The following is a 21,228-nucleotide window of genomic DNA, read 5'->3' as shown; positions in this document are numbered from 1 at the left end:
AATGAACAACCGCTTCTTTGAAGCCTCATCTTTTTAGATCGATATCTTTTCTAAATTAATCAGCTAATTACCCGTATAGTATTTAAGATCCCGTGTATGTGAGGGATAGGTATGCTTATGTTCAATAAAATGTCTGTACGAGGAAAACTTGTATCAGCCTTTTTCTCAATCATTATTCTAACAATCCTAATCTCCGCAATCTCTCTAGTTCAACTCTTTAAAACCAATGATGTAATTAAATATGTCCACTTCATTCTGGGCACACGATACGAAGCTGTCATCAAGATTTACTATTCCATGGAGGATGTTGACCAGCTGTGCTTTGGTATTCAGTCAGATCTGAAGACCTTCTCACCTCAGGTGGAACAGAATCTGAAAGAGAATATGGCCGCCCTTCAAGAAGCTACAGATTTTATTGATAAAACCGATACCAATAACCGTAAGGATGTTGATCCTATTGCAGCCGGTGTTAAGGAATACATAGCGCTGGTCAACGAGAAATTCCTGCCAATCGTTCAACAGAATAATGCTCCTATGGCTCAGATTATCTACGAAAAGAGCCTCTTTAGGGTGAGCGACAGTGTTAAGTCGCATTCGCTTGCAATTACAAAGCACCAGATTCAGCAGACTACAGGCAGAGTTGATACCATTGCAAGTACCACTCCTATACTAATTATTCTTGTGATATCAGTGGCCGCAGTGGTCATTGCGGTAACTATAGCCCTGCTCTTCTCTGGCAGCATCGTCAAGGCTCTGAATCAGGCTGTAGGAGCCGCTGACAAAATCGCCAGTGGTGATCTAACCCATGAAACCCATTCCCGTCGTCTTGATGAGTTCGGTACTCTATTAAAGAGAATCGAGAATATGCGTCAGCAGATGAATTCACTGGTTGGACACACCAAAACCAAGACTTTTGCAATTGAAGAGAAGATTACAGCCATCAATGATGTAACCAACCGTATTAACGAATCCTCACAGAACACCCAGAACCGAGCTCTTACGGTGGCTGCCGCTTCAGATGAGATGGTGTCAACTACCGGTGATATTGCCAAGAACTGTGAGAATGCAGCAGCTTCCGCTGATCAGTCCAACGTAACCACCAATCAGGGTGTATCCGAGGTTGAATCAACCATTGCAGGTATTCATGAGCAGGTTGAGCGTTCTAAGAGAGATGCGGCTCAGATTCAGGCTCTTGTAGATCAGTCTCAGAAGATTGGTACTATTGTCCAAACCATTGAAGACATTGCTTCTCAGACTAATCTGCTGGCTCTGAACGCAGCTATTGAGGCAGCTCGTGCCGGTGAGGCTGGTAAGGGCTTCGCTGTGGTTGCAGATGAGGTGCGTTCACTTGCATCAAGAACAGGAAGTTCAACTCAGGAAATCATCAGCATGGTAACCCAGATTCAGACCGATGCAAATGAAGCCAACCAGTCCATGACCGCATCACTTGAAACCATGAATATTCTGGCAGAAAAGGCCTCTGGAGTTTCTACCCTGCTGGGCTCTATTTCAGATCAGGTATCAGGAGTTAACTCACAGATTACACAGATTGCTACAGCAGCTGAACAGCAGACAACTGCAACCGCTGAAATCTCTACTAATATGCAGAATATTACCGAGATGGCAAAAGATCTCACCACCGAGGTTGACGAGGCTAAGCAGTGTGTTTCTGAATCTGTAAGTCTGCTTAATGAACTATTAGAAGAAGTTAAGGAACTTAAGGTTTAAGCGTCAATTAGATTGCTACACTCACCGCCGTCTTTTCTGTTTTAAAAACACTAAAAAGACGGCTTTTTTATGCTTTTTTGCATAACGTAATACTGGTAAAAAAAACAAATAAAAACTCCGCCAGAGTTCTATTAGCTTTTCTCCGTGGAGTCGCTCTAGACACTTAGAAAGTTGTCAATATTGATGGTAGTCTTTGCTTCACTGTGATTGCGAGGGGCTTCAGCTGTATCTGATTGTTCCAGATAGGCTGCAATTATATCTTCTCTTAGTATGTTAATCAGGAGAGGCGCATTTTTTACAAAGTTATCAACTTCAGAGATAAGGCTGTCACCATTTATAGTTTCAAACAGAACATCATGACATACCCAGACTGCAGTTGATTCATCGTCGTAGACAATTCTCATATTTCCGAAACGTCCACCTATGATATTTGAATGCAGAAGTTCGCGAAATATCTCTGGATGATCTTCAGCAGCATTACCAAGAACCTCAACCTGCATAAACAGCATTAAAGACTCCTCTGCCGCATAGATATTCAGCAGGTTACCGTCATTAAGTCTTGCCGAAGTCAAACCGTACGAGTCAAACGGAGGAAGATCGTAATCTGAGAGTCTTTGAAGCAGTTTATTCAGATCAGTTGTATTCATTTGCGGCACCTACCTTTATTTATACTTATTATAGAGAATAAAGCACTACAGTTAAAAAAAGTTTATGTTATTACCTAGAACTCATTAACAAATTTTTAAATTCCGTTATTATTGCAGGACCATAACAATATACGTAGTTACATTTATACAAACATACTATGCCGTTATAGCGCATTCAACTGATAACCTACCGAAGTTTACTGCCTTTTCTGCAGTCTTGAATAAGGACTGGACAATAGATAATCTCAGTCCTTATATTTGAAAAGAAGATTAAAGACTACAGCTGCCTACTGATTAAACCACTTCCTGTACAGCTCATCATATACACCGTTTTCACGAAGTTTTTTCAAGCCAGAGTTGATTTTCTCAACAAGAGCGGTATTTTTCTGGTTAACTGCTATACCAAGCTGTTTTGCATTTACCGCACTCTCAGGAACATGAGCAAGCTCTTTCTCACCTGTTGAGGTCAGGTAGTACTGATTTACAGGAGTTCCTGTTATTGAAGCATCACACCCCTTACGCTTAAGTTCCATAAATGCCTCAACCATGGTGTTGAAGGTAACAATCCTGGCATCAGGAATACCAGCAGCAATATCGGCTCCGGCAGAACCAATCTGTACGCATACAGCCTTTCCCTTAAGATCGTTCATTGCGGTGTATTTGCCAAGATCTTCCTTTCTTACCATCAGATCCTGTGCGGCAGTATAATAACCATCAGAGAACAGCACCTGCTTTTTACGCTCATCAGTAATGGTAAGACCTGAAATCACCGCATCAATAGAGGAAGACATCAGACTTGGAATTAGACCGTCAAACTGCATTGGCTCAATCTTAATATCCAGATTGGCTTCTTTACCGATCGCATTGATAAGGTCAATATCAAAGCCGACAATTTCGTTAGTCTTACTGTCTATAAAGCCGAAAGGCGCAAAGGTTGGTTCTGTGCCAACAATAATTGTATCACCAGCGGCCTCTGCTGAGCAGACAAAGGTACATAGAACTGCTGCCAGAAGTTTTTTATATAGTTTCATCATCATTCCTTAATTAAAATAAACTATACAAAGAGTTTATCCCAAAAATACTACCTCCAAAAAAAATTGTATTATTTTCACCAAAATGGAACCTGTATGGTTCTATACGAAACAAAAATATTCGACATCTATAGACATAAATTAAGAGAACAAAGCTTGCTTTGAGAAAAGTAGAATTACCGCTTTATATGTGCAGAAAAAAAACGCACGATAAGCAGGCAATATCCTGCAGACGTGCGCAAAATTACGAGTTTCTTTTAATCAATCAAAAGTAGCTACGCTAAAGCCTTTAAGATAGCCTCTTCAGCATGAATGACTGTAGTATCATAGACAGGAAGTACACTGTCCTTTTCACTTATAAGCATACCGATTTCTGTGCAGCCTAAAATCACACCTTCCGCGCCTCTATCCTTCATGTAGGAGATGATTCTCTGATATTCCTCTCTGGAACTCTTAAGAACCTTGCCTAAACATAGTTCATTGAAGATAACGTCATTAACAATCTCAATATCCTTATCATCCGGAACCATCACTTCAAGTCCAGCGTTTTTCAGTCGATCTTTAATGAAATCCTGAGTCATAGTGAATTTGGTGCCTAACAGGCCAATCTTTTTGAAATTATCTCTTTTAATTCTGGCCGCGGTTGCATCTGCAATATGCAGAACAGGAATACGGATGTTCTTTTCAATTAAAGGAACCAGCTTGTGCATGGTGTTGGTTGCGATAACAATAAAGTCTGCGCCTCCCTTTTCAAGAGTTCTGGCTGCATCTGAAAGGATTTTTGCATTGCCATCCCAGTTGCCTTTTGACATATTCTCTTCAAGCTCGGCAAAATCCACGTTGTACATCAGGATCTTCGCACAGTGGAAACCGCCAAGCCGCTTTGCAGCCTGACTGTTCATAATCTCATAGTAGGTAATGGTACTCTCCCAGCTCATACCTCCAATAAGACCAATCGTTTTCATTTGACTCCTCCTTAATTACCTATCTGTCCTGTTCTCTATCTGATCCATTGATTACTGCTTTAAAAGCTGCATCCTTGTCGTATATACCTTCAGAAAATCCTGGTATTTCCTTGTATGCCTTACAGATTGCCAAACTGAACTCACTCATGATTTGCGACATCTGAATGTCGGTGAAAAAACATCCATTCGTAACTATCAGAGTTCCAAAGCTGAAAGCTACAAGCCACATGTCTCTAAAATAGTTGTCAGCCATCTGGGCATCCATTCTGTATATATTCATCAGCGATGGACGCACCAGCTCCTGAGCACACTGCATTGCTCTGATCGCACCTCCCTGGCTGTCCTTTGGGAAGGTTAAAAAAAGAAGCTTATAAAGTTCACCTTCCTCTTTAGCGAAGCGAATATACTGCTGGCCAACACCTAAGAACGGAATTGGCTGCTCAAGGCCTCTTTGAACATATTCTGAAAAGATTCTTTTTCCTTCCTCACAAACAGCTTCTTTAACCTGGGCCATTCCATCAAACCACGAAAAAATTGGTCTTGAGGAGACCCCCAGGAAGGCAGCAATTTCTCTGGCAGAAACAGCATCTATTCCCTGCTTTCTGGTGATAGCCAAGGCTGCTTGAATTATTTCTTCTTTAGTAACTTTAAATTTTGGTGGCATGAAATCACATCACTCTAAAAAAGTCTTCATGTTATGCAACACCTGTTGCATATAAAAATATTATTCTCTCCTAAAAATGATGTCAATTAGAAAAAGAATAAAAAAGAGCCGGATACATCATAAGTCCCGGCTCCTTCAAAAATAGTAAAACAGAAGGTTATTTGAGATCTTTTAGAGTGTAGTATCCGGTATCAATCAGGAGCTCCTTGATATTCTCCTTGTTAACCACCTTAGGATCACACAGGTAGGCAGGAATTACACCTGTACCGTTGTCATATGAGGTAGTATCGTTTACATCAACCTCCTCACCTGAAAGCATCTGATTAACCATATCCACCACGTGGATTGCCAGAATTCTTGAGTCCTTGAATACACACATTGACTGCAGACCGTTTCTGATGTTCTTAGCTCCTGCCTTTGAACAGTCCTGACCTGTAATCACAGGCATATTTGAGACATCATAGCCGCTCAGCTTGATTAAAACCTCAATAACGGCATTTGCTACAGTATCATTAGGACACAGAACAGCATCCAGACGAGTCTGACCTGGTTTTGGTCCATAATTATGAGCCTGAATCAGCTTGACCATACGGTCCCTGGCATTTTCAGCAAGCCAGCGATGAACAGCAGCATCTTCCTTGGAGGTCTGATTGGATTTGCAGACCAGACGGCCTGAAACCAGATATGGTTTTAACACCTCCATATCACCGGCCCACAGAAAGTTTACGTTGTTATCATCAATTGAGCCTGTGAAGAACTCGATGTTCTTAGGAGAATCATCATTCTTTAGATTTAGTTTTTCCTCAATAAAAGAGCCTTGCAGCAGACCGACCTTGAAGTTATCAAAGCTAGCGTAATAATCAACGGCATCTGAATTCATAATCAGACGGTCATAGGAAATAATCCTGATCCCTGCCTGTTTTGCTTTAGCCAGAACATCTGTAAGTGATCTGCCGTCAACAGGAACAACTAACAGAGCATCACATTTCTGAGCAATCATATCCTCAAGCTGAGCAATCTGAGTCTCTTTCTTATTGTCTGCAAAAACAAGTATGACCTCATTATCTGTAGCTTCAAACTCATCCTTTAAAGTTGCACCGTCTGTCTGCCAGCGAGGAACCACCGTATTAGGCATGGCAATACCAATCCTTGCGGCATAACATTCAGAGATGCATCCAAAAAGGAAATAAAAAACGAAAGATAAAGAAAATAACTTACGAAACATTTCACTACACCTGCTGTCAGTTAAATCCTACCCAATTTAGCTTTGGGATCTTTTTAATTCTAGTTATGAATTAATTGTTGAGACGAAAACACAGTGGTTATTCAGTAGAATTTGACAAGATTTATTCAAATTTGCGATTTTTATTTGATTTTTAAAAGAAGTATGTAATTTTTCCAAAAAAAACACATATAGATGAATTTTATTATACTCACATAAAAGCTTAGCATTTTTTTAAATCATAGGAACTTTTCTTAAATAACAGTCTGTTTATTGAAAAAAAGAATTTTCTTAATCACATCTTACCGCTCATATATTATTAAAAAAGCATTATTCAAAATTCTCAGATTCAGAATATTTTCATATAAAAAGTAAAAAAAAAATATTAATAAAATTGAGATCCAAATCAGTAGATGTAGAGCAATTTAATTAGAAAAATTATATAAAAAGCAGCTCTATATCTTTGCAGATATAGGTGTAGCCAAAGATATCCGTTTTGTCTTCAAAAGAATCTTAAGTGCCAACTATCTAGGAAACGAGACTGGTCAGGGAGTTATCTCCATCAATGAAAATGATGGAAACTTTGTCCTTCACCGACTGATTGACGGAGATGTCCCTTATTCTGATTTTGAAAAGATCCTGGTAATGTTTGTCAGAGCAGTTCGCTACTGGAAGGAATGGCTATCTCTTTCCCGTGAAGAACAGCAGGAAAGTAAATTCGAGAACGTAAATAATCCACTGACAATGCTGAGCACGATTGTTTAACAGGAGACATCCTGCATACAGATCTGGAAGAACACGACAGGAATGTTTTAATTCTCTGTCGTTTTTTTAGCAAACTGCTGCGACTTAAGATTACAGATAACAGTTCAATTGCAAAAAGAATTTCAGTTCTGGAAATTCTCCGCTTTCAACGGAAGCGGCGCCTTAAGATCACAAAGAGCCTTTTTTCCTAAAACAGACTCTAATAGATAAGGTTCAAGCCCTAAGGCAGGTCTTATTGATTTGACATGAGATGGGGTTAGGGTCTCTCCCTTTTTAATATCCTTAACAAGATAGATGGAACGACGCCCTGCCCTTGCCCCGTATTCATCCTCATGAAGATAAATTCCGTAGCGTCCCATTGAAGAAACAACCATTCTGGAGTCAGCAACAAGCTTTTTCAGATCACTAACATCCATTGAAAAGGCGCTATCTACCCCACCCTTTTGTCTGTCATCCGTAAAGTGCTTTTCAATCATGTCTGCACCTAAGGCTATGGCAGCAATATCAAGTTCATCTCCTAGAGCATGATTGGATAGACCACTTTTACAGCCGTATCTATCCTTAAGATAAGGAATAGCCTTCAGATTAAACTTCTCAGGAACAGCTGGATATCGGCTTTCACAGTGAAGAAGAGTTAAATCAGTTACCCCTCTTTTTCTGACAGCAGCAACCGCTCTGTCAATTTCCTCTTCCAGTGCCAGACCGGTAGACATGACCATTGGCTTGCCAAAGGATGCGCAATAGTCGATAAGTCCGATATCATTAAGCTCATAGGAGGCAATCTTGTAAGCAGGACATCCAGCCTCCTCCAGACAGTCTACATCATCATAGGAGAAAGGAGAGCTGAAAAGAAGAATACCATGAGCTTTTGCATGAGAAAAAAGAGGCTTCATCCATTCACGAGGAGTCTTAGCTTTCTTATAAAGCTCATAATAGCTCTGACCTCCCCACAGACCACCTCTGAGCATAAACTCATCTCTATCTGAGTCAATAGTCAGACTGTCTTCAGTATAGGTCTGAATCTTAATGGCATCAGCACCACACTCATGAGCAAGCTCCATAAGCTCAATGGCTCTGTCAAGAGAACCGTTATGATTGCCGGAAAGCTCTGCAACGATGAAAGCATGATCTCTTCTCTCAAACATAACAATTCCTTACAAAGAAGATTCTCTTAATGCAGCAATTCTCTTCTCTAGAGGAGGATGAGACATAAAAAGCTCAGACAAAGTTGCAGGACCGTTAATGCATAGAGCCTGCATGTAGCTCTTCTCCTTGTTTGCCTGAGGCTGAACTCCTCGCTGTAAAGCTTCAAGAGCACTGATCATGCACTGTTTACCGTTAAGCTCGGCAGAACCAGCATCTGCTCTGTACTCACGATAGCGGGAGAACCACATTAACAGCATTGTGGCCAATAAACCGAATACAGTCTGCATAATAGAGTTGATGGTATAAAACATCATACTTGAACCAAAGGATGGAGATCTCTGGGAATCAGAGTTATTTCCTCTGGACGCGTTGACGATGGCGAATGTTATAATGTATGAGAAGAAATACACAAAGGTGTTTAAAACTCCCTGCAGCAGTGCCATGGTAACCATATCACCATTTTTAATGTGAGAAATCTCATGGCCAAGAACACCGGTTACCTCCTGCTGGGACATAGAATTCAAAAGTCCGGTGGAAACTGCAACCAGAGCGGCATCTTTTGATGCCCCAGTTGCAAAGGCATTTGGATCAGGGGAATTGTAGATACCAACCTCTGGCATCTTAAGACCATCCTTCTGACAGAGCATGGCAACAGTATTAACCAGAAAAGCTTCCTGAGAGTTTCTAGGTGTATCTATAACCTGAACTCCATAGGACTTCTTACACATGAACTTTGACATCATAAGAGATATCAGAGACCCGGCACATCCGAAAATAGCACACATCACAAGCAATGACATGTAATCGTTAGGGTTAATCTGAATGCCAAAGATATTCAGCAGTACAGAGCCAACTATACTAACCAAAAGCAGAACAGCAATCTGCATTCCGATATATAAAATAATACGCATTGTCAGCTAATCTCCACGTTAAAAATTATTCATCAAGTGACTTCTGTGGTACAGAAACATCACTCTCTGACTCAGAATCATTTCTGTCATCTGAGGCATTGTAAGGAACACCGTTTAATCTGATATCCTTACCTTTAATATCAAGAGTTGTTGAATAGACACCACGAGATAGGTTTATAGCACCACTCTGCATCAAATCAAAAAGCCCCTGCTCATATTGAGCTGAAACCAGAGAATCAACAAAAGCTCTGTCAGCCTTTGCGCTGATTGTAGCATCAACATTCTGAGGTTTGCCTGAGTTAGGATCTAAAATTACGCTGGCTCGGCCTGAAGTGGAAACATTAGAACCGGCATGTCTGAATGACAGGTTCTTAAGGTTAAAGTTCAGAGGCTTTGAAAGTGCAGCAATAATTCTATTTACTGCCTCAGGATGTTTAGCTGCAGCAATAAGAGCCTCCACATTGAAATTTCCAATCTTAACATCATAGTTTAAATCGGAAAGATCGTAGTAAGGTAATACCTTTGAGTCTTTCTCATGAGGCATAGCAAACTCAATGGTCATAGAACCGTCAGATGAGAGTTCACGTCGGTTGTAATAATCCTTGTCTGACAGGGACAGATCAACATTAAAGGCTGAGAGTTTAAAGCTGTCACGTAACGATGGGTCACGAACCTTATCCTCTGGAGAGAAACCAATCATATAGATTGTTGAGGTATCCACCAGAAGAGTATCAAACTTTACGTTAACCTTATCCAGTGAAACATTCTTATTCTCAATGTCTAAAACCGGTTTTGCCGTTACCTTTAAATCCAGAAAATCCACCTGATAGGCAGGCTTATGATTGTAGTATTCATAGGCATGGCATTTTATACCTGCAGAGGCAAAGCCTACATCAAGACTTGTCTTAGAACGGCCGGAAACATAAAATGAGTTCTCTCCGAATCTGCACTCTCCGCCATCTACAGGTAAAGTGAAGGCTGAAGTTTTAACAGCTCCGCTGCCCTTAAGCTGCCATGGATAGAAGGCAATAGCGCCATCAAGCTTTAATGGAGGAATCTTCATAGAGGCAAGAATGCTGTCTATATTGCCCTCGTGATCCATTTTTGAAAAAGTTGCCTTTACAGAGGAGAAGGAAAAATCCACATTAACCTTGAAGACGGCTTTTATCTTTCCATATTTTGAAGCAGGGACCTCCACCGATAAAAGACCTTCCTTGTCTAGAATCGAGGAAGACAGAGGAGAATAGTTTAAGACGGCATAATGCTGCTTTGAGTTTATTTTTCTGATAACACTCTGAATCTTTGAGTTATAAAGATTACTTGCAATCACCAGAGCTATAGAAAAAAGGATCAGAATGACAGCCGAAAAAACAGCCAGATATTTAACTAATCTTTTCACTGTCTTTCATCCTGTAGTTTAGCCAGTAATGAGCCACTCTCTTTGAAAGCCACATCAGCAAACTCGCCAAAATACTCACGGGTCTTTAAGAAACGTTCAGTAAAGGCATCCAGATCTTTATCCTTAACAATACTCAAATCCTTAGACAGGGATCTTACAAACTTTTCTATAAGCTCTAAATTAGCATCTGAGGACATGATGATATCGCCATACAGACGAGGATCCTGCGCAAAAAGTCGGCCTACCATCATCAGCTCCATTCTGTAAATAGGAGAGGAGAGTTCAATCAGGCGTTTTAAATCCGGATTCAGAGACTGCAGGAAAGAACCGTAGCTGTAGGTGCCGAAATGACGCAGAGCCTGAATAATGCTCATCGCCTTATCATGATCGGAGGCTTCTGATTTAACGATTTTAGCGCCCCAGATTCTAAACTGTTCAACAAGAAATTCCGAGGCTTTCTCATCTCGCTGAGGAACAGTTACAATCACCTGTTTAACAAGGCTCTTAACATCAGGTCCGAACATAGGGTGCAAACCTAAAACCGGCCCCTTGTGATATTTCATCATGGCATCTACAATCGGAGCCTTTACAGAAGTGAAATCACAGAGGATCTGATCCTCTCTTAAAAGAGGAGAAAGCTTCTGTATTACCTCTACTGTAACATCAATAGGCACGGTGACAATTACCACTTTGGCATTCTTAAGATATTCTGGAGCCTTATCCCAGCCTCTGTGTCCAAAGGAAAATACCTTGTAGCCTGATGCCTCAAAATATCTTGAAAAAATCCGGCCCATACCGCCATTGCCGCCGACAATAACAATATCTCCGGATTCCTTTAAAGTTTTAGGATAAGAAAAATCAGTAGCAGAACAGATTTTGTAGGACTCTCTTAACAGACGCTTCATGACATCTGAAAGCAGACCTTCGGGAAGACCGTTTTCAACAGCATACTTTTCTGCAGAGCCTATCACATAGGCCTCGCGCTCACGTGAATAGACCTTATCCCCGAAGTCTTTTTTGGAAACCGCAGCCTTAGATACGAGATCAAATCTTTTTTTTAGTAACCTTATAAGCTCCCTGTCGGTATCGTTTATTTCTTCTCGGATTTTTTCTAGTTCTACGGCACTCATCTGTTAGTCAATCTCTTCTAAAAATTCTTCGACATTCTCGTCTTTCTTGTTTTCCATAGCGGCATCAGGGTTAACCTTACCCTCACGATACTGCAGATAAGCAGTTCTTACCTGTGCATATGGATCAACTGCGTTATCTATCATCTCCTCCTGAGGGATGAGACCAGCTCTGGTATCAATGGCACTGATGGCATTAAAGGTCCAGCCGATTAGAGGTGGAACCAGATAGGTTGGCCAGGCATCAACTACAGTACCGTGTATGGCTCTTTCGGTTGAAGGGCCCACTGCAGGAATCATAAGATAGGCACCGCTGTCAGCACCTGCCCTGCCCTGCACAGTATCAAAGCTCATTTCTTTACGTTCGACACCCATAGGGGTAGCAACATCAAAGAGACCTAAAATACCGATGGTTGAATTGATGGCAAAACGGCTTATGGATATTCCGCTGTCAGCAAAATTACCTAAAAACAGGTTGTTTACGGTATTGTTCAGCTCTCCGACATTACCGATAAAATTGTGAATACCGGTACGGGTAAACTGAGGAAGCTTGGCATAACCATGAGCCACAGGTCTTAGAATATATCTGTCAAGAACATAGTAGTTGGTCTGCCAAGGTCCGTTACGGTTTAAACCTTCAATTGAATCAATGGAATTTCCTGGAAGAATAGTAAGGCCGTAACTGTAATCGGCGTGAGAAGCTTTATAGGTAAGCTGTCTTGGTGCCATTGGGCTGTAATTAGAATGAAATGCCTGAGCAGTTCCTCCTATAATAAGAGCAAGAGTAACTGCAACTGATACCATTTTCTTTTTAAGATTCATAACAACCTACCTAATTCTTTTTTATTACATTCTACAACAGCATTGGTAATTTTCATCCATTGAAAAGACAAGTGCACCAAAGAAACGACAAAAATGCGAAGCAAGCCACTACTTCCTTACCGGTTTTTTACAAAAGCGTGAGAGATCAATATCTAATTTGGAAAATTTTTTGCTATCATACCGTCATAATACGTATTACATAAGATTAAGCACGAATGGATAACTTAGATATTGAAGTAAAGAGCTCAGAGAAAGTTCAATCTGAAGTCTCTGTATCAGAGAATGAAACCAGGGCTGCCAAAGAACCAGCCAGAATCAATACTCAGGCCACTGCAAACTACATAAGTGTTATGTCCCGACAGAAGGGGCTATTGGCCGAATCATCACAGAGAACCTACAATCAGTTATCTTCATCCCTAAACACCTATGTACAGGATCCTCAGTCTGTAAAGGATGTAGACGTTGACAGAGAATCCTCTTCCATGGGACATTACCGCAAGCTTACCGTTCAGGTTATCAACAGAGATCCTTCACTTCAGGAAAAGGTAGCTCAGGATCTGTCCACCTCAAAGGAAATGGTCCGCTCTCGAGATGCGGCCTCAACTTTAGAACAGAACATGAAAAAGCTTCCGGATTCACTAAGTGAGGGAGTTCCTGCCGGAAAGAATCTGTCAAAGCTTATCTGTCAGAGTGTGGTTAATCTTACAGACTATGAGAACATGGGTGCCGGACTGCAGCGTGATCTTGCTATAAGAGAAGTTTATCCGCCTCAGTCAGAGTTATCCTTAAGATCAAAAATAGCAACCTCTGATGTCCTGTCAGCATCCATAGCCTATGTAAAAAGCAATCAGCCCGAAGTATTAGAGAAGCTTGAGGTTGACGCTCCGGTTGAGAAACCAAAACCAGGCACTTCAACTCCACAGATTATGACAAGGTATCTGCGTAAGGCCTTAGATGAATTTCCTGAGGGTTCAACCTATCTTGATATCTTCAAGCAGAACCGTCAGAAGGCTGAAGCCTCGGAGACAGAGAACGAGTACAACGACGACATTTCAAAAAACACTGCAAAACGAATCCACGATCTGATTCACAAGGCAGCAGTAACCGCACGCAAGGGAAATCTGATTCCGGCATCAGACAGAACTGTCCAGGCACAGAGTACTGAGGCTGCTGAGGAAAATGTAAAAACATCCTCTGAAGGGAAGATGCGCGACGCCTCTACCCTGTCCTTGTCAGAACTGTCAGCAAGGGCAGCTAAGCTTCAGCAGCAGTTCAGAGAAGAACGAATCAGACTTGCCGCAGAAGGCAAGCTTCCAGATCCTGCCACAAGACAGTCTCTAGCCAATGTCAATGAGCAGGATATAAAGAAGGTTGATGAGTCTTTCGAAAAGACACTCTCCCAGACAAAATCCACCTTAGAACAGGTTAAGCCACAGACACAGAGTGAGGCAAAAACCTTACAGGCTGAAAATCTTAAAGGTGAACAGTTAAAAGCAGAGATTCAGAAAACTGCAGTTGAACAGCCTAAGACAGAAGTTCAGACTGTTAAAGCAGAACAGGTAAAAACTGAAGCTCCGCAAGCCAGACCTGAAACAGCCAGTACCGACACGGTAAAGGCTGAACAGCCCGCAAAGGCAGAACCTACCGACACCAAGAGTGAGCAGATAAAAAGTGAGCCTCCGATTCAGAAGTCAGAACAGACTAAAGCAGAGGTTCAAGCTCCAAAGGCAGAAGCAGTAAAGCAAGACACCCTCGTACCTCGCAGTGAAAATCTAAGTACCGAACAGAAGACTGTTCAAAATACAGAGTCTCAGCTCAAGACACCTCAGAAAGTCGAGAACCAGCTTAGCCCGGATGATATAAAGAAACTCGCCATGGAGGCGGTTAAAGAGGCTTTAAAGGAAAGCGTAAAGACACAGATAGAGGTTTCACAGAATTCAGCAAAGGCAGCTGCCTCAGAAGTAGTTAGCGAACTAAAAGCTCAGCTTGAAGCCTCTCAGAACAATGCCCGTGAAATGGCCTCGATGGTAAAAGAAGCCTTGGCTATAAGAGCTCAGGAACTATCTGAGAGAAACAGAATTCAGACTCCAGCAGAACCTCAGGTACAAAATGACAAGGCAATGCCGGAATTAAAACAGAATACCCAGAGTTTAGCAGCTGAATTTCAGAGCACTCCGGTAAAAGTATCCTACAGTACCAACATGGCATCCTATGGCTACACAAGTTCAGCCCTCTTCGATCTGAGCTCCTACCATAAGGCCCAGAGAATTGCTGATGAATCCTTAGTGCAGGATTTTACCTCCTCAACAACACAGGATAGAATTTCAAAACAGCAGCAACAGCTTGAAAACGAGGAAACTGCACCGAAAGTTCAGGATGAGACAGATAAAATCTCAACGGCTGAACTATTAAAACAGCGTGTAAATGAGGATGGATCAGAAATTGAGGAACTGGTACAGAATGAAGAAGCTCCTCTTAGTAATCAGCCCATAAACAGGGAGGTGGCTGTCTCTGAAGTGGCCATTGCCGTCAACACAGAAAATGCAGCTCAGGTTCCACAGACTCCTAGTGCCCCTCAGGTACAAAACGAGGAGACTTATGTAAATCCTGCAGCAGTGCAGACTTCTGAGACAAGTGCAGCACTGCAGCAGAATCAGGAGCTGACACAGAATCAGGCCCCGCAGACCGATCCGAATCTTAACCGTCTGTACTCACAGATAAGTACCGAAGCCCAAAGCAGAATTCTAAATGCTGCCCCTGAGGGAAATGTGCCTGTACAGGAACAGGTAACTCCACAGACGCAGACACCTGTACAGAATACAGCTGAACAGACCGCGACTGATGTAGAAACAGAACAGAAAATGACTCAGAGATCTGTTCAGGAGGAAAGCTCTGTACAGAACAATGAGAACAGATCAGCGCAGATACAGGAAGAAGAGCGTCAGGCTGAATTAAGACAGGCCGCTGCAGAAAATGCTTCAGCTGTGGCTTTAGACAATGATGACGTGAAGACTCAGAGTGAGCAGCCAGTAAATTCTCCCCAGCAGCCTCTGCATCAGAACAGCGCTTCCATGGCCTATCAGAATGTTGCACTACAGCAGAATACAGCTGCAGTTGAACAGCCACAGAATATCTATGCCAACTTGCCAGAGCTGCATCAGTCTTATCCGGAAACAGCTGAAGATTTACCAGAGCTTCATCAGAACGATAACCCTGAGCCTAAAAAAGCCTCCACAGAGGAATTAAAACAGAATACTCTGCCACCAAAGGAAGTTCAGGGTGATCATGAAATTATCAAAAAAGACAGTCAGATTATAATCACCCGTTCTAATCCTGCAGCTCAGACAAATCCTGATGCTCAGATTGAAGCCTCAAAAGCTGAACAGATGGCCTTACAGAATGCTCAGAGACAGGCGGCTCTAACTTCCGGAGGAAATGCCACCCAGAGCACAGTTCAGAATACTGTTACCAATATGACCGAACAGGTACTGGTTACACAGTCAGGAACAGTAATAAGCCAGCCTCAGCCAAAATCTCCTAATATGAATCCAATTGAGGCACAGAGTGCCGGGCTAAATCAGAATATGACCATAGCTCAGGCTCAGGCCATGACAGAAGCTTTAGATAAAGCTGAAGCGGAGGAGATTGCAAAAGCTCAGGCACAGGCCCAGGCTCTGGCCGCCCAGAGTGAACAGAACACAGATTCTAATGGACTTTTAGATGTTGAAGCAGAAGATAGTGCTCCTGTACCAAATCCATTTGCCTCAAACTTCTCGACTATTTCAGGAGTAGGAGTTTCTTCAACCGCTACTGCTGAAAATGCGGCAACACAGAATAACACTAATCCACAAAGTTCTGGAGTTACCTTAGAGCAGCAGGCACAGATGCACAGCCGCATTGTGGAAGCCCAGAATATGGATGATGTGGCTGCAGATGATACACCTATCTCAAACCCAGACAATGATGTCTTTGAAGAGATTCTTGATCCGGAAAAGAAAGGAATCAATTCTGATCTCAAATCAGCTGTTCAGAACAGACCTTCCTTCCTTTCAGGCTTTAATGCAGGTTTAAGCAACTCCTCTGAGGTCACAGCAAACTCAAATAATGCTGCTAATACTGAACAGAATCTTCAGGCCAAGATTCTGACTCAGACCGTACCTGAGGATGAACTTGATGATGGTGTAATTCCAAAAGATGTTAGGAATTTAGAAAAGGTTAAGAATACAGCAGACAGCAAAGAGTCTTCAGAAGACTTCAAGATCAGTGCAGTTCCATCCAAAACTCCTGGTGCCGCTGCGATTACTAATGGCAGAAGCGAGCCAATTCCAGATCCTACCGTAGTAAATGACGTGGGTGAGATCAAAGAGAAATCAGGCTTCTTCAGCAGGCTGGCTTCAATCTTCTCAAAGAAACCTGATGAGGTAAAATCTGAATCACAGAATCTTCAGCTAAATTCAGCCTCTGCAAGTGCCGCGCTCATGTCTCAGAATTCAGGAAGAGAATCTCCACTTGATGCGTACACACATGCCTTAAAGGCTCAGATTAACAATCAGGCACTGCCTCAGGTAGTACGAGATCAGGCTAAGGAATTACTGAAAAAGTTTGAAAACCCAATCAATGATTTGCCATCGGTTACCAACTGGCTGAGTTTCACTTCCTCACCATTGAGTACTAATTCATCAATGTCTCTCGCTCTTCATCAGTGGGCTTTCCTGCTTTTATCAATCAGATTCAGTCAGCTGGGTAAATCAGTTGATAAATTCCTCAAGAAGGACGTCGATCTGATGGAAGACAAATTCGATGCCGAGCTAAAGAAGCTTTCAAAGGAATTAGGAGCCGGCTCTAGAGGAACTATTTCTTCGCTGATTGATGAAACCTTTGAGCAGATATCCAGAATGCAGAAGCCATTAAAGGAAAATCTGCCTGCCCTGTTCCAGTATATTCCGTTGCCTCCATCCTATGATGGGGGCAAAGAGGGAGCATTTAATGCCCGACCTGTAGTGGAGGAAGACGGCAAAAAGAGCTGGCATCTGACCTTTGTATTCGATCTTCAGGGAATTGGCCCTGTAGAAATCAAAGCTGTAGCAAAACTTCCAGAGCTGAAACTTTCAGTAATCGCAAGCTCAGTCGAAGGACTGCAGAAGGTTCAGGAAGCACTTCCAGTATTAAAAGAGCAGCTGCAGCAGGCCGGTATTACCACCAGATCAGCCATGGCTCGACTTGGAAATGTTCATATTCAGAATACAGTGGCCTCTCCTGATGTAGGCCCTCATGAAAGAAACTCTGACGGAGCAACCTTATCGGTTGATATCTGACGGGCAGGAGGATTTTTATGGATCAGGAAAATAAAGATCAGGACATCATTGAGACGCAGGTTGAACCTGATGTGCCTAACAGTCCACAGGAAGTCAGACCGATTGATGCAACTGACGAGGATCTTTCCTTTAAGCAGACTTATGAAAAAGCCAGCGCTGCAGTTGCGATAAGCTACGATGAGGCCAAAGAATCTCCTTTTGTAAGTGCTCTTGGTTATGAAAGCAGAGCCCAGGCGATTGTGGATATGGCAAAGGAGCTTGGACTTTATGTACATAAAGATCCTGCCCTTTTCAATCAGCTGAAAAATCTCAAAGAAGGAGAGGAAATTCCAAAAGAGCTATATGTAATTATTGCTACCATTCTCTCTTTCAGTTATTACCTTCAGGGAAAGACTCCTGAAAAATACAGACGTGCTGACGGCAGTACCGCCATCAACACTGAAGCTTAGAAAAGATTATGACTGTGATTTCACAGTCATTATCCTCCATATAATCAGAATGTTCCTGTAATATACCACTCAATCTTAATTGATTATGATTTCTGAATATATCAGAAGATGTTGAATACTAAGGTTCTTCAAGTCTTAATTCCAGACTGTCAATTTTATCTAGCAGCTCATTACAGGATTCAGAAACTGCATTAAGTTCACGCAGAACTTCACTTACGGTTGAATTGAGCTCACTTAGGTGGTCGGAACTGCTGGAAGCTCCTTCTGAAAATCCAGAATTAAGCTGTTGCAGGAGAGTTCTAAGTTTTGTTTCAAGAATCTTGTTTAAGGTCATATCCACAAAAATTCTAATCTTCTGAACCAGTTCCTCATTCTTTTTATCCAGAGTCTCATTCAGGATCTTCTTAACTATGTCTTCAACATCAGTTCTGCTTAATTCACTCATGTGCACACCTTCTTCTAACTCATTTCATTAAGGAAGTTTGTTTAAAACAACAGGAAGTCTTTTTAATTATAGGAAATGATAGGACATCGAGAATAAAAATGATTATGACTTGCAGAACAGAAAGACAGGAAAGAAACTATTACAGGAGAAGAAAAGGAAATCAGTCCTCAGAAACACTATGTATTTCTGAGGACATAAAAAAGTTGAACTAGTGTCTGTAGATATAGTCTCCAGTGCATACATACTGATAAGTTGTAAGTTCCTGCAGAGCCATAGGTCCTCTGGCATGTAGTTTCTGTGTAGAAATGGCAACTTCAGCTCCAAGACCAAACTGCCCACCATCAGAGAAACGAGTAGAGGCGTTTACGTATACACAGGCTGATCCTGCTGATTTAACAAAAAGCTCTGCATTCTTTCTGCTGTCAGTCAGAATTGAATCTGAATGAGAAGCATTATGAACTCTCAGATGAGTAATTGCCTCATAGACATCCGAAACAATTCTTACATTCATCTTAAGAGCTAAAAACTCTCTGTCAAAATCTTCATTGCTCCCCTTTTCCAGGAAAGGATAGTTAGCGCATTTTTCAAAAGCCTCTCCATGAGCAAGAACAGTAACCTCTTTCTCCTTAAGCCTGCTCAGAACCATTGGCAGGAACCTGTCTGCAATCTTCTCATGAACAAGCAGAGTATCAAGACTGTTACAGGCTGAAGGCTTCTGAGTCTTAGCATTGAAGATAATCTCAACACTGCGTTCTAAATCTGCAGAATCATCCACAAAAATATGAGAAATACCAAATCCGCCAATAATCACAGGAATTGAAGACTCTCTTTGGCACATACGCTGAAGTTTCTCTCCTCCACGAGGAATCAGTACATCAATGTACTGATCTAAGGAAAGCATGGTGGTAACCTGTTCCCTATCGGTACTGTCTACAAAAGATACACCAGCAGGATTTAGGCCACACTTTTCAAGCGCTCTACAGATAATACGGTGCAGAAGAGAATTGGTATTAAAGGCCTCTGAGCCTCCTCTTAAAATACAGGCGTTGCCAGATTTTAGACAAAGTCCGGCGATATCCACTGTTACATTTGGACGGGACTCATATATAACACCTACAACACCGAAAGGAACTGATTTTTTTACAACCTCAAGGCCGTTTGGCAATACTCTGCCATCAAAAGTTCTACCGCATGGATCTTCTAAAGCAGCAACTTTGTCAAGACCATCCACCATCTCATCAAAACGGGCCTGTGTAAAGGTAAGGCGATCGACCATTGCCTCTGCCAGACCTTTAGCTCTGGCACTATCAACATCCTTTTTATTGGTTTCAAAAATCTCTGCAGCAGAATCTCTTAACATGGAGGCAATAGTATGCAGAGCCTCATTTTTCTTTGAAGTTGAGAGCAGAGCAAAATCATAACCGGCTTTGCGGGCTCTTTTAGCGATTTCAATAATATCTGTCATAAAAAACTACTTGTTAACCAAAACCAAATCATCACGATGTACAGCAACATCACCATGAGAAAAGCCTAAAGTCTTTTCAATCTCAGAGGAGCGTTTCTTGGCAATAAGATTCAGCTCATCCGATGAGTAACGGGTAAGGCCTCTTGCAATTATCCTGTCCTCTGAATTTCTAATCTCCACAGTGGCACCGCGCAGGAAATCTCCCTTAATAGATGTAATTCCCTTAGGCAGGAGACTAGAACCGGAAGTTAACAAAGCTTTAGCCGCGCCATCATCAATGTAGATAGAACCAACCGCAAGGGTTGCAGTACTGATCCATGACTTTCTTGCAAGAACCGGTTTCTTAGAGGGAAGAAATACAGTACACTCGGCATTTTTGTTAATAACATCAACAAGAGTAGAAGGATTTGCGCCTGAAGCTATAATAAGCTCCACACCAGCATCGGTTGCAACCTGAGCTGCCTTGATCTTGGTGGCCATACCACCGGTGCCCAGAGAGGTACCAGAACCACCGGCAATCTCAATGATATGTTCATCGATTTTTTCAACGGTTCGTATAAGCTTGGCATCGGGATCGTGTCTTGGATCACCTGTATAAAGCCCTTTCTGGTCAGTTAAGAGAATAACCTTGTCCGCTTCAATAAGCACGCCAGACAGAGCTGCAAGATTGTCATTATCACCAACTTTGATTTCAGAAACACTGACAGCATCATTTTCATTGATGATAGGAACCACTCCCATCTCAAGCAGAGCAAATAATGTATCTCGAGCATTAAGGTAACGCTCACGATTATCAAGATCAGCTCTGGTAATCAGGATCTGGCCAATACGAATATCATAAATAGAGAACAGTTTTTCCCACTCTTCAATCAGTTTAACCTGACCTACAGAGGCAAGCATCTGTTTGTAACGGACATCCTTGGGCAGTTCGGGGTAATTAAGGAATTCACGACCGGCGGCAATAGCACCGGATGAAACCAGAATAACCTGAGCCTTCATTTTAAGCAGAGCAGATACAGTTCTTACAATCTCAAGCATATGAGCTCTGTCGAGCTTTTTACTGCCGTTGGTAAGAGTACTTGTACCCAGCTTGATTACTATTCTCTTATTTTTTAACGATGTCACTT

Annotated in this window: 17 protein-coding genes; 4 read left to right on the top strand and 13 right to left on the bottom strand. The window is 42.0% G+C overall.

Translation table 11 applies throughout. From position 1 onward, the window contains the following. Window positions 1-117: 117 nt before the first annotated feature. On the top strand, window positions 118-1,728 hold the full coding sequence (locus QZU45_RS03170) for a methyl-accepting chemotaxis protein (RefSeq protein ID WP_295351505.1): 1,611 nt from the start codon (window positions 118-120) through the stop codon (window positions 1,726-1,728). Window positions 1,729-1,883: 155 nt separating this feature from the next. Here QZU45_RS03170 and QZU45_RS03165 read toward each other — a convergent pair whose 3' ends face one another. The 5 genes from QZU45_RS03165 to QZU45_RS03145 form a co-directional block, all read right to left on the bottom strand. Beyond that, window positions 1,884-2,375: a hypothetical protein gene (locus QZU45_RS03165; RefSeq protein WP_295351503.1), complete on the bottom strand. Its 492-nt coding sequence runs from the start codon at window positions 2,373-2,375 to the stop codon at window positions 1,884-1,886. Between the two features lie 287 nt (window positions 2,376-2,662). Then, window positions 2,663-3,406, bottom strand: coding sequence for a basic amino acid ABC transporter substrate-binding protein (locus QZU45_RS03160; RefSeq protein WP_295351500.1), 744 nt, complete (start codon window positions 3,404-3,406; stop codon window positions 2,663-2,665). Between the two features lie 275 nt (window positions 3,407-3,681). Further along, the gene (locus tag QZU45_RS03155) at window positions 3,682-4,371 is read right to left on the bottom strand and encodes an aspartate/glutamate racemase family protein (protein WP_295351497.1); all 690 of its coding nucleotides are present in this window, start codon (window positions 4,369-4,371) and stop codon (window positions 3,682-3,684) included. A gap of 19 nt (window positions 4,372-4,390) precedes the next feature. Further along, on the bottom strand, window positions 4,391-5,035 hold the full coding sequence (locus QZU45_RS03150) for a TetR/AcrR family transcriptional regulator (protein WP_295351494.1): 645 nt from the start codon (window positions 5,033-5,035) through the stop codon (window positions 4,391-4,393). Between the two features lie 157 nt (window positions 5,036-5,192). Further along, entirely contained in the window at window positions 5,193-6,260 is a 1,068-nt protein-coding gene (locus tag QZU45_RS03145; RefSeq protein WP_295351491.1) for a sugar-binding protein, read from the bottom strand. Between the two features lie 456 nt (window positions 6,261-6,716). Here QZU45_RS03145 and QZU45_RS03140 point away from each other — a divergent pair, with 456 nt between their 5' ends. Beyond that, window positions 6,717-7,022 carry a CesT family type III secretion system chaperone gene (locus QZU45_RS03140; RefSeq protein ID WP_295351508.1) on the top strand — a complete coding sequence of 102 codons (306 nt, stop codon included), beginning with the start codon at window positions 6,717-6,719 and terminating at the stop codon, window positions 7,020-7,022. Between the two features lie 122 nt (window positions 7,023-7,144). Here QZU45_RS03140 and pseI read toward each other — a convergent pair whose 3' ends face one another. Genes pseI through QZU45_RS03115 form a run of 5 tightly spaced genes read right to left on the bottom strand, consistent with a single transcriptional unit; the run spans window position 7,145 to window position 12,427 of the window. Next, window positions 7,145-8,167 carry a pseudaminic acid synthase gene (gene pseI / locus QZU45_RS03135; RefSeq protein ID WP_295351487.1) on the bottom strand — a complete coding sequence of 341 codons (1,023 nt, stop codon included), beginning with the start codon at window positions 8,165-8,167 and terminating at the stop codon, window positions 7,145-7,147. Between the two features lie 9 nt (window positions 8,168-8,176). Next, window positions 8,177-9,079 carry a protease HtpX gene (gene htpX / locus QZU45_RS03130; RefSeq protein WP_074840281.1) on the bottom strand — a complete coding sequence of 301 codons (903 nt, stop codon included), beginning with the start codon at window positions 9,077-9,079 and terminating at the stop codon, window positions 8,177-8,179. 25 nt (window positions 9,080-9,104) lie between these two features. Then, window positions 9,105-10,478 (bottom strand): hypothetical protein, encoded by a 1,374-nt coding sequence (locus QZU45_RS03125; RefSeq protein ID WP_295351484.1) that lies wholly within the window; start codon window positions 10,476-10,478, stop codon window positions 9,105-9,107. Further along, the gene (gene tyrA / locus QZU45_RS03120) at window positions 10,475-11,608 is read right to left on the bottom strand and encodes a bifunctional chorismate mutase/prephenate dehydrogenase (RefSeq protein WP_295351481.1); all 1,134 of its coding nucleotides are present in this window, start codon (window positions 11,606-11,608) and stop codon (window positions 10,475-10,477) included. Before tyrA ends, QZU45_RS03125 begins: the two co-directional genes overlap by 4 nt. Before the next feature lie 3 nt (window positions 11,609-11,611). Further along, window positions 11,612-12,427, bottom strand: coding sequence for a VacJ family lipoprotein (locus QZU45_RS03115; RefSeq protein ID WP_295351478.1), 816 nt, complete (start codon window positions 12,425-12,427; stop codon window positions 11,612-11,614). Between the two features lie 215 nt (window positions 12,428-12,642). Between QZU45_RS03115 and QZU45_RS03110 the strand changes: the two genes are divergently transcribed. Further along, window positions 12,643-17,742, top strand: a complete 5,100-nt coding sequence (locus tag QZU45_RS03110) for a hypothetical protein (RefSeq protein ID WP_295351475.1) — start codon at window positions 12,643-12,645, stop codon at window positions 17,740-17,742. Between the two features lie 17 nt (window positions 17,743-17,759). Continuing rightward, entirely contained in the window at window positions 17,760-18,191 is a 432-nt protein-coding gene (locus QZU45_RS03105; protein ID WP_295351472.1) for an EscU/YscU/HrcU family type III secretion system export apparatus switch protein, read from the top strand. A gap of 118 nt (window positions 18,192-18,309) precedes the next feature. Here the strand turns inward: QZU45_RS03105 and QZU45_RS03100 are convergent, their stop codons facing one another. From QZU45_RS03100 to proB, 3 genes are all read right to left on the bottom strand, one after another. Then, entirely contained in the window at window positions 18,310-18,636 is a 327-nt protein-coding gene (locus QZU45_RS03100) for a hypothetical protein (protein ID WP_295351469.1), read from the bottom strand. A gap of 208 nt (window positions 18,637-18,844) precedes the next feature. Continuing rightward, on the bottom strand, window positions 18,845-20,101 hold the full coding sequence (locus QZU45_RS03095) for a glutamate-5-semialdehyde dehydrogenase (protein WP_295351466.1): 1,257 nt from the start codon (window positions 20,099-20,101) through the stop codon (window positions 18,845-18,847). Window positions 20,102-20,107: 6 nt separating this feature from the next. Next, the gene (gene proB, locus QZU45_RS03090) at window positions 20,108-21,226 is read right to left on the bottom strand and encodes a glutamate 5-kinase (protein WP_295351463.1); all 1,119 of its coding nucleotides are present in this window, start codon (window positions 21,224-21,226) and stop codon (window positions 20,108-20,110) included. Between the last annotated feature and the right edge of the window lie 2 nt (window positions 21,227-21,228).

The sequence above is a fragment of the uncultured Succinivibrio sp. genome, assembly GCF_902756765.1.
Taxonomy (GTDB): Bacteria; Pseudomonadota; Gammaproteobacteria; order Enterobacterales; family Succinivibrionaceae; genus Succinivibrio.
This window is presented reverse-complemented; position numbering and strand designations above follow the sequence as displayed.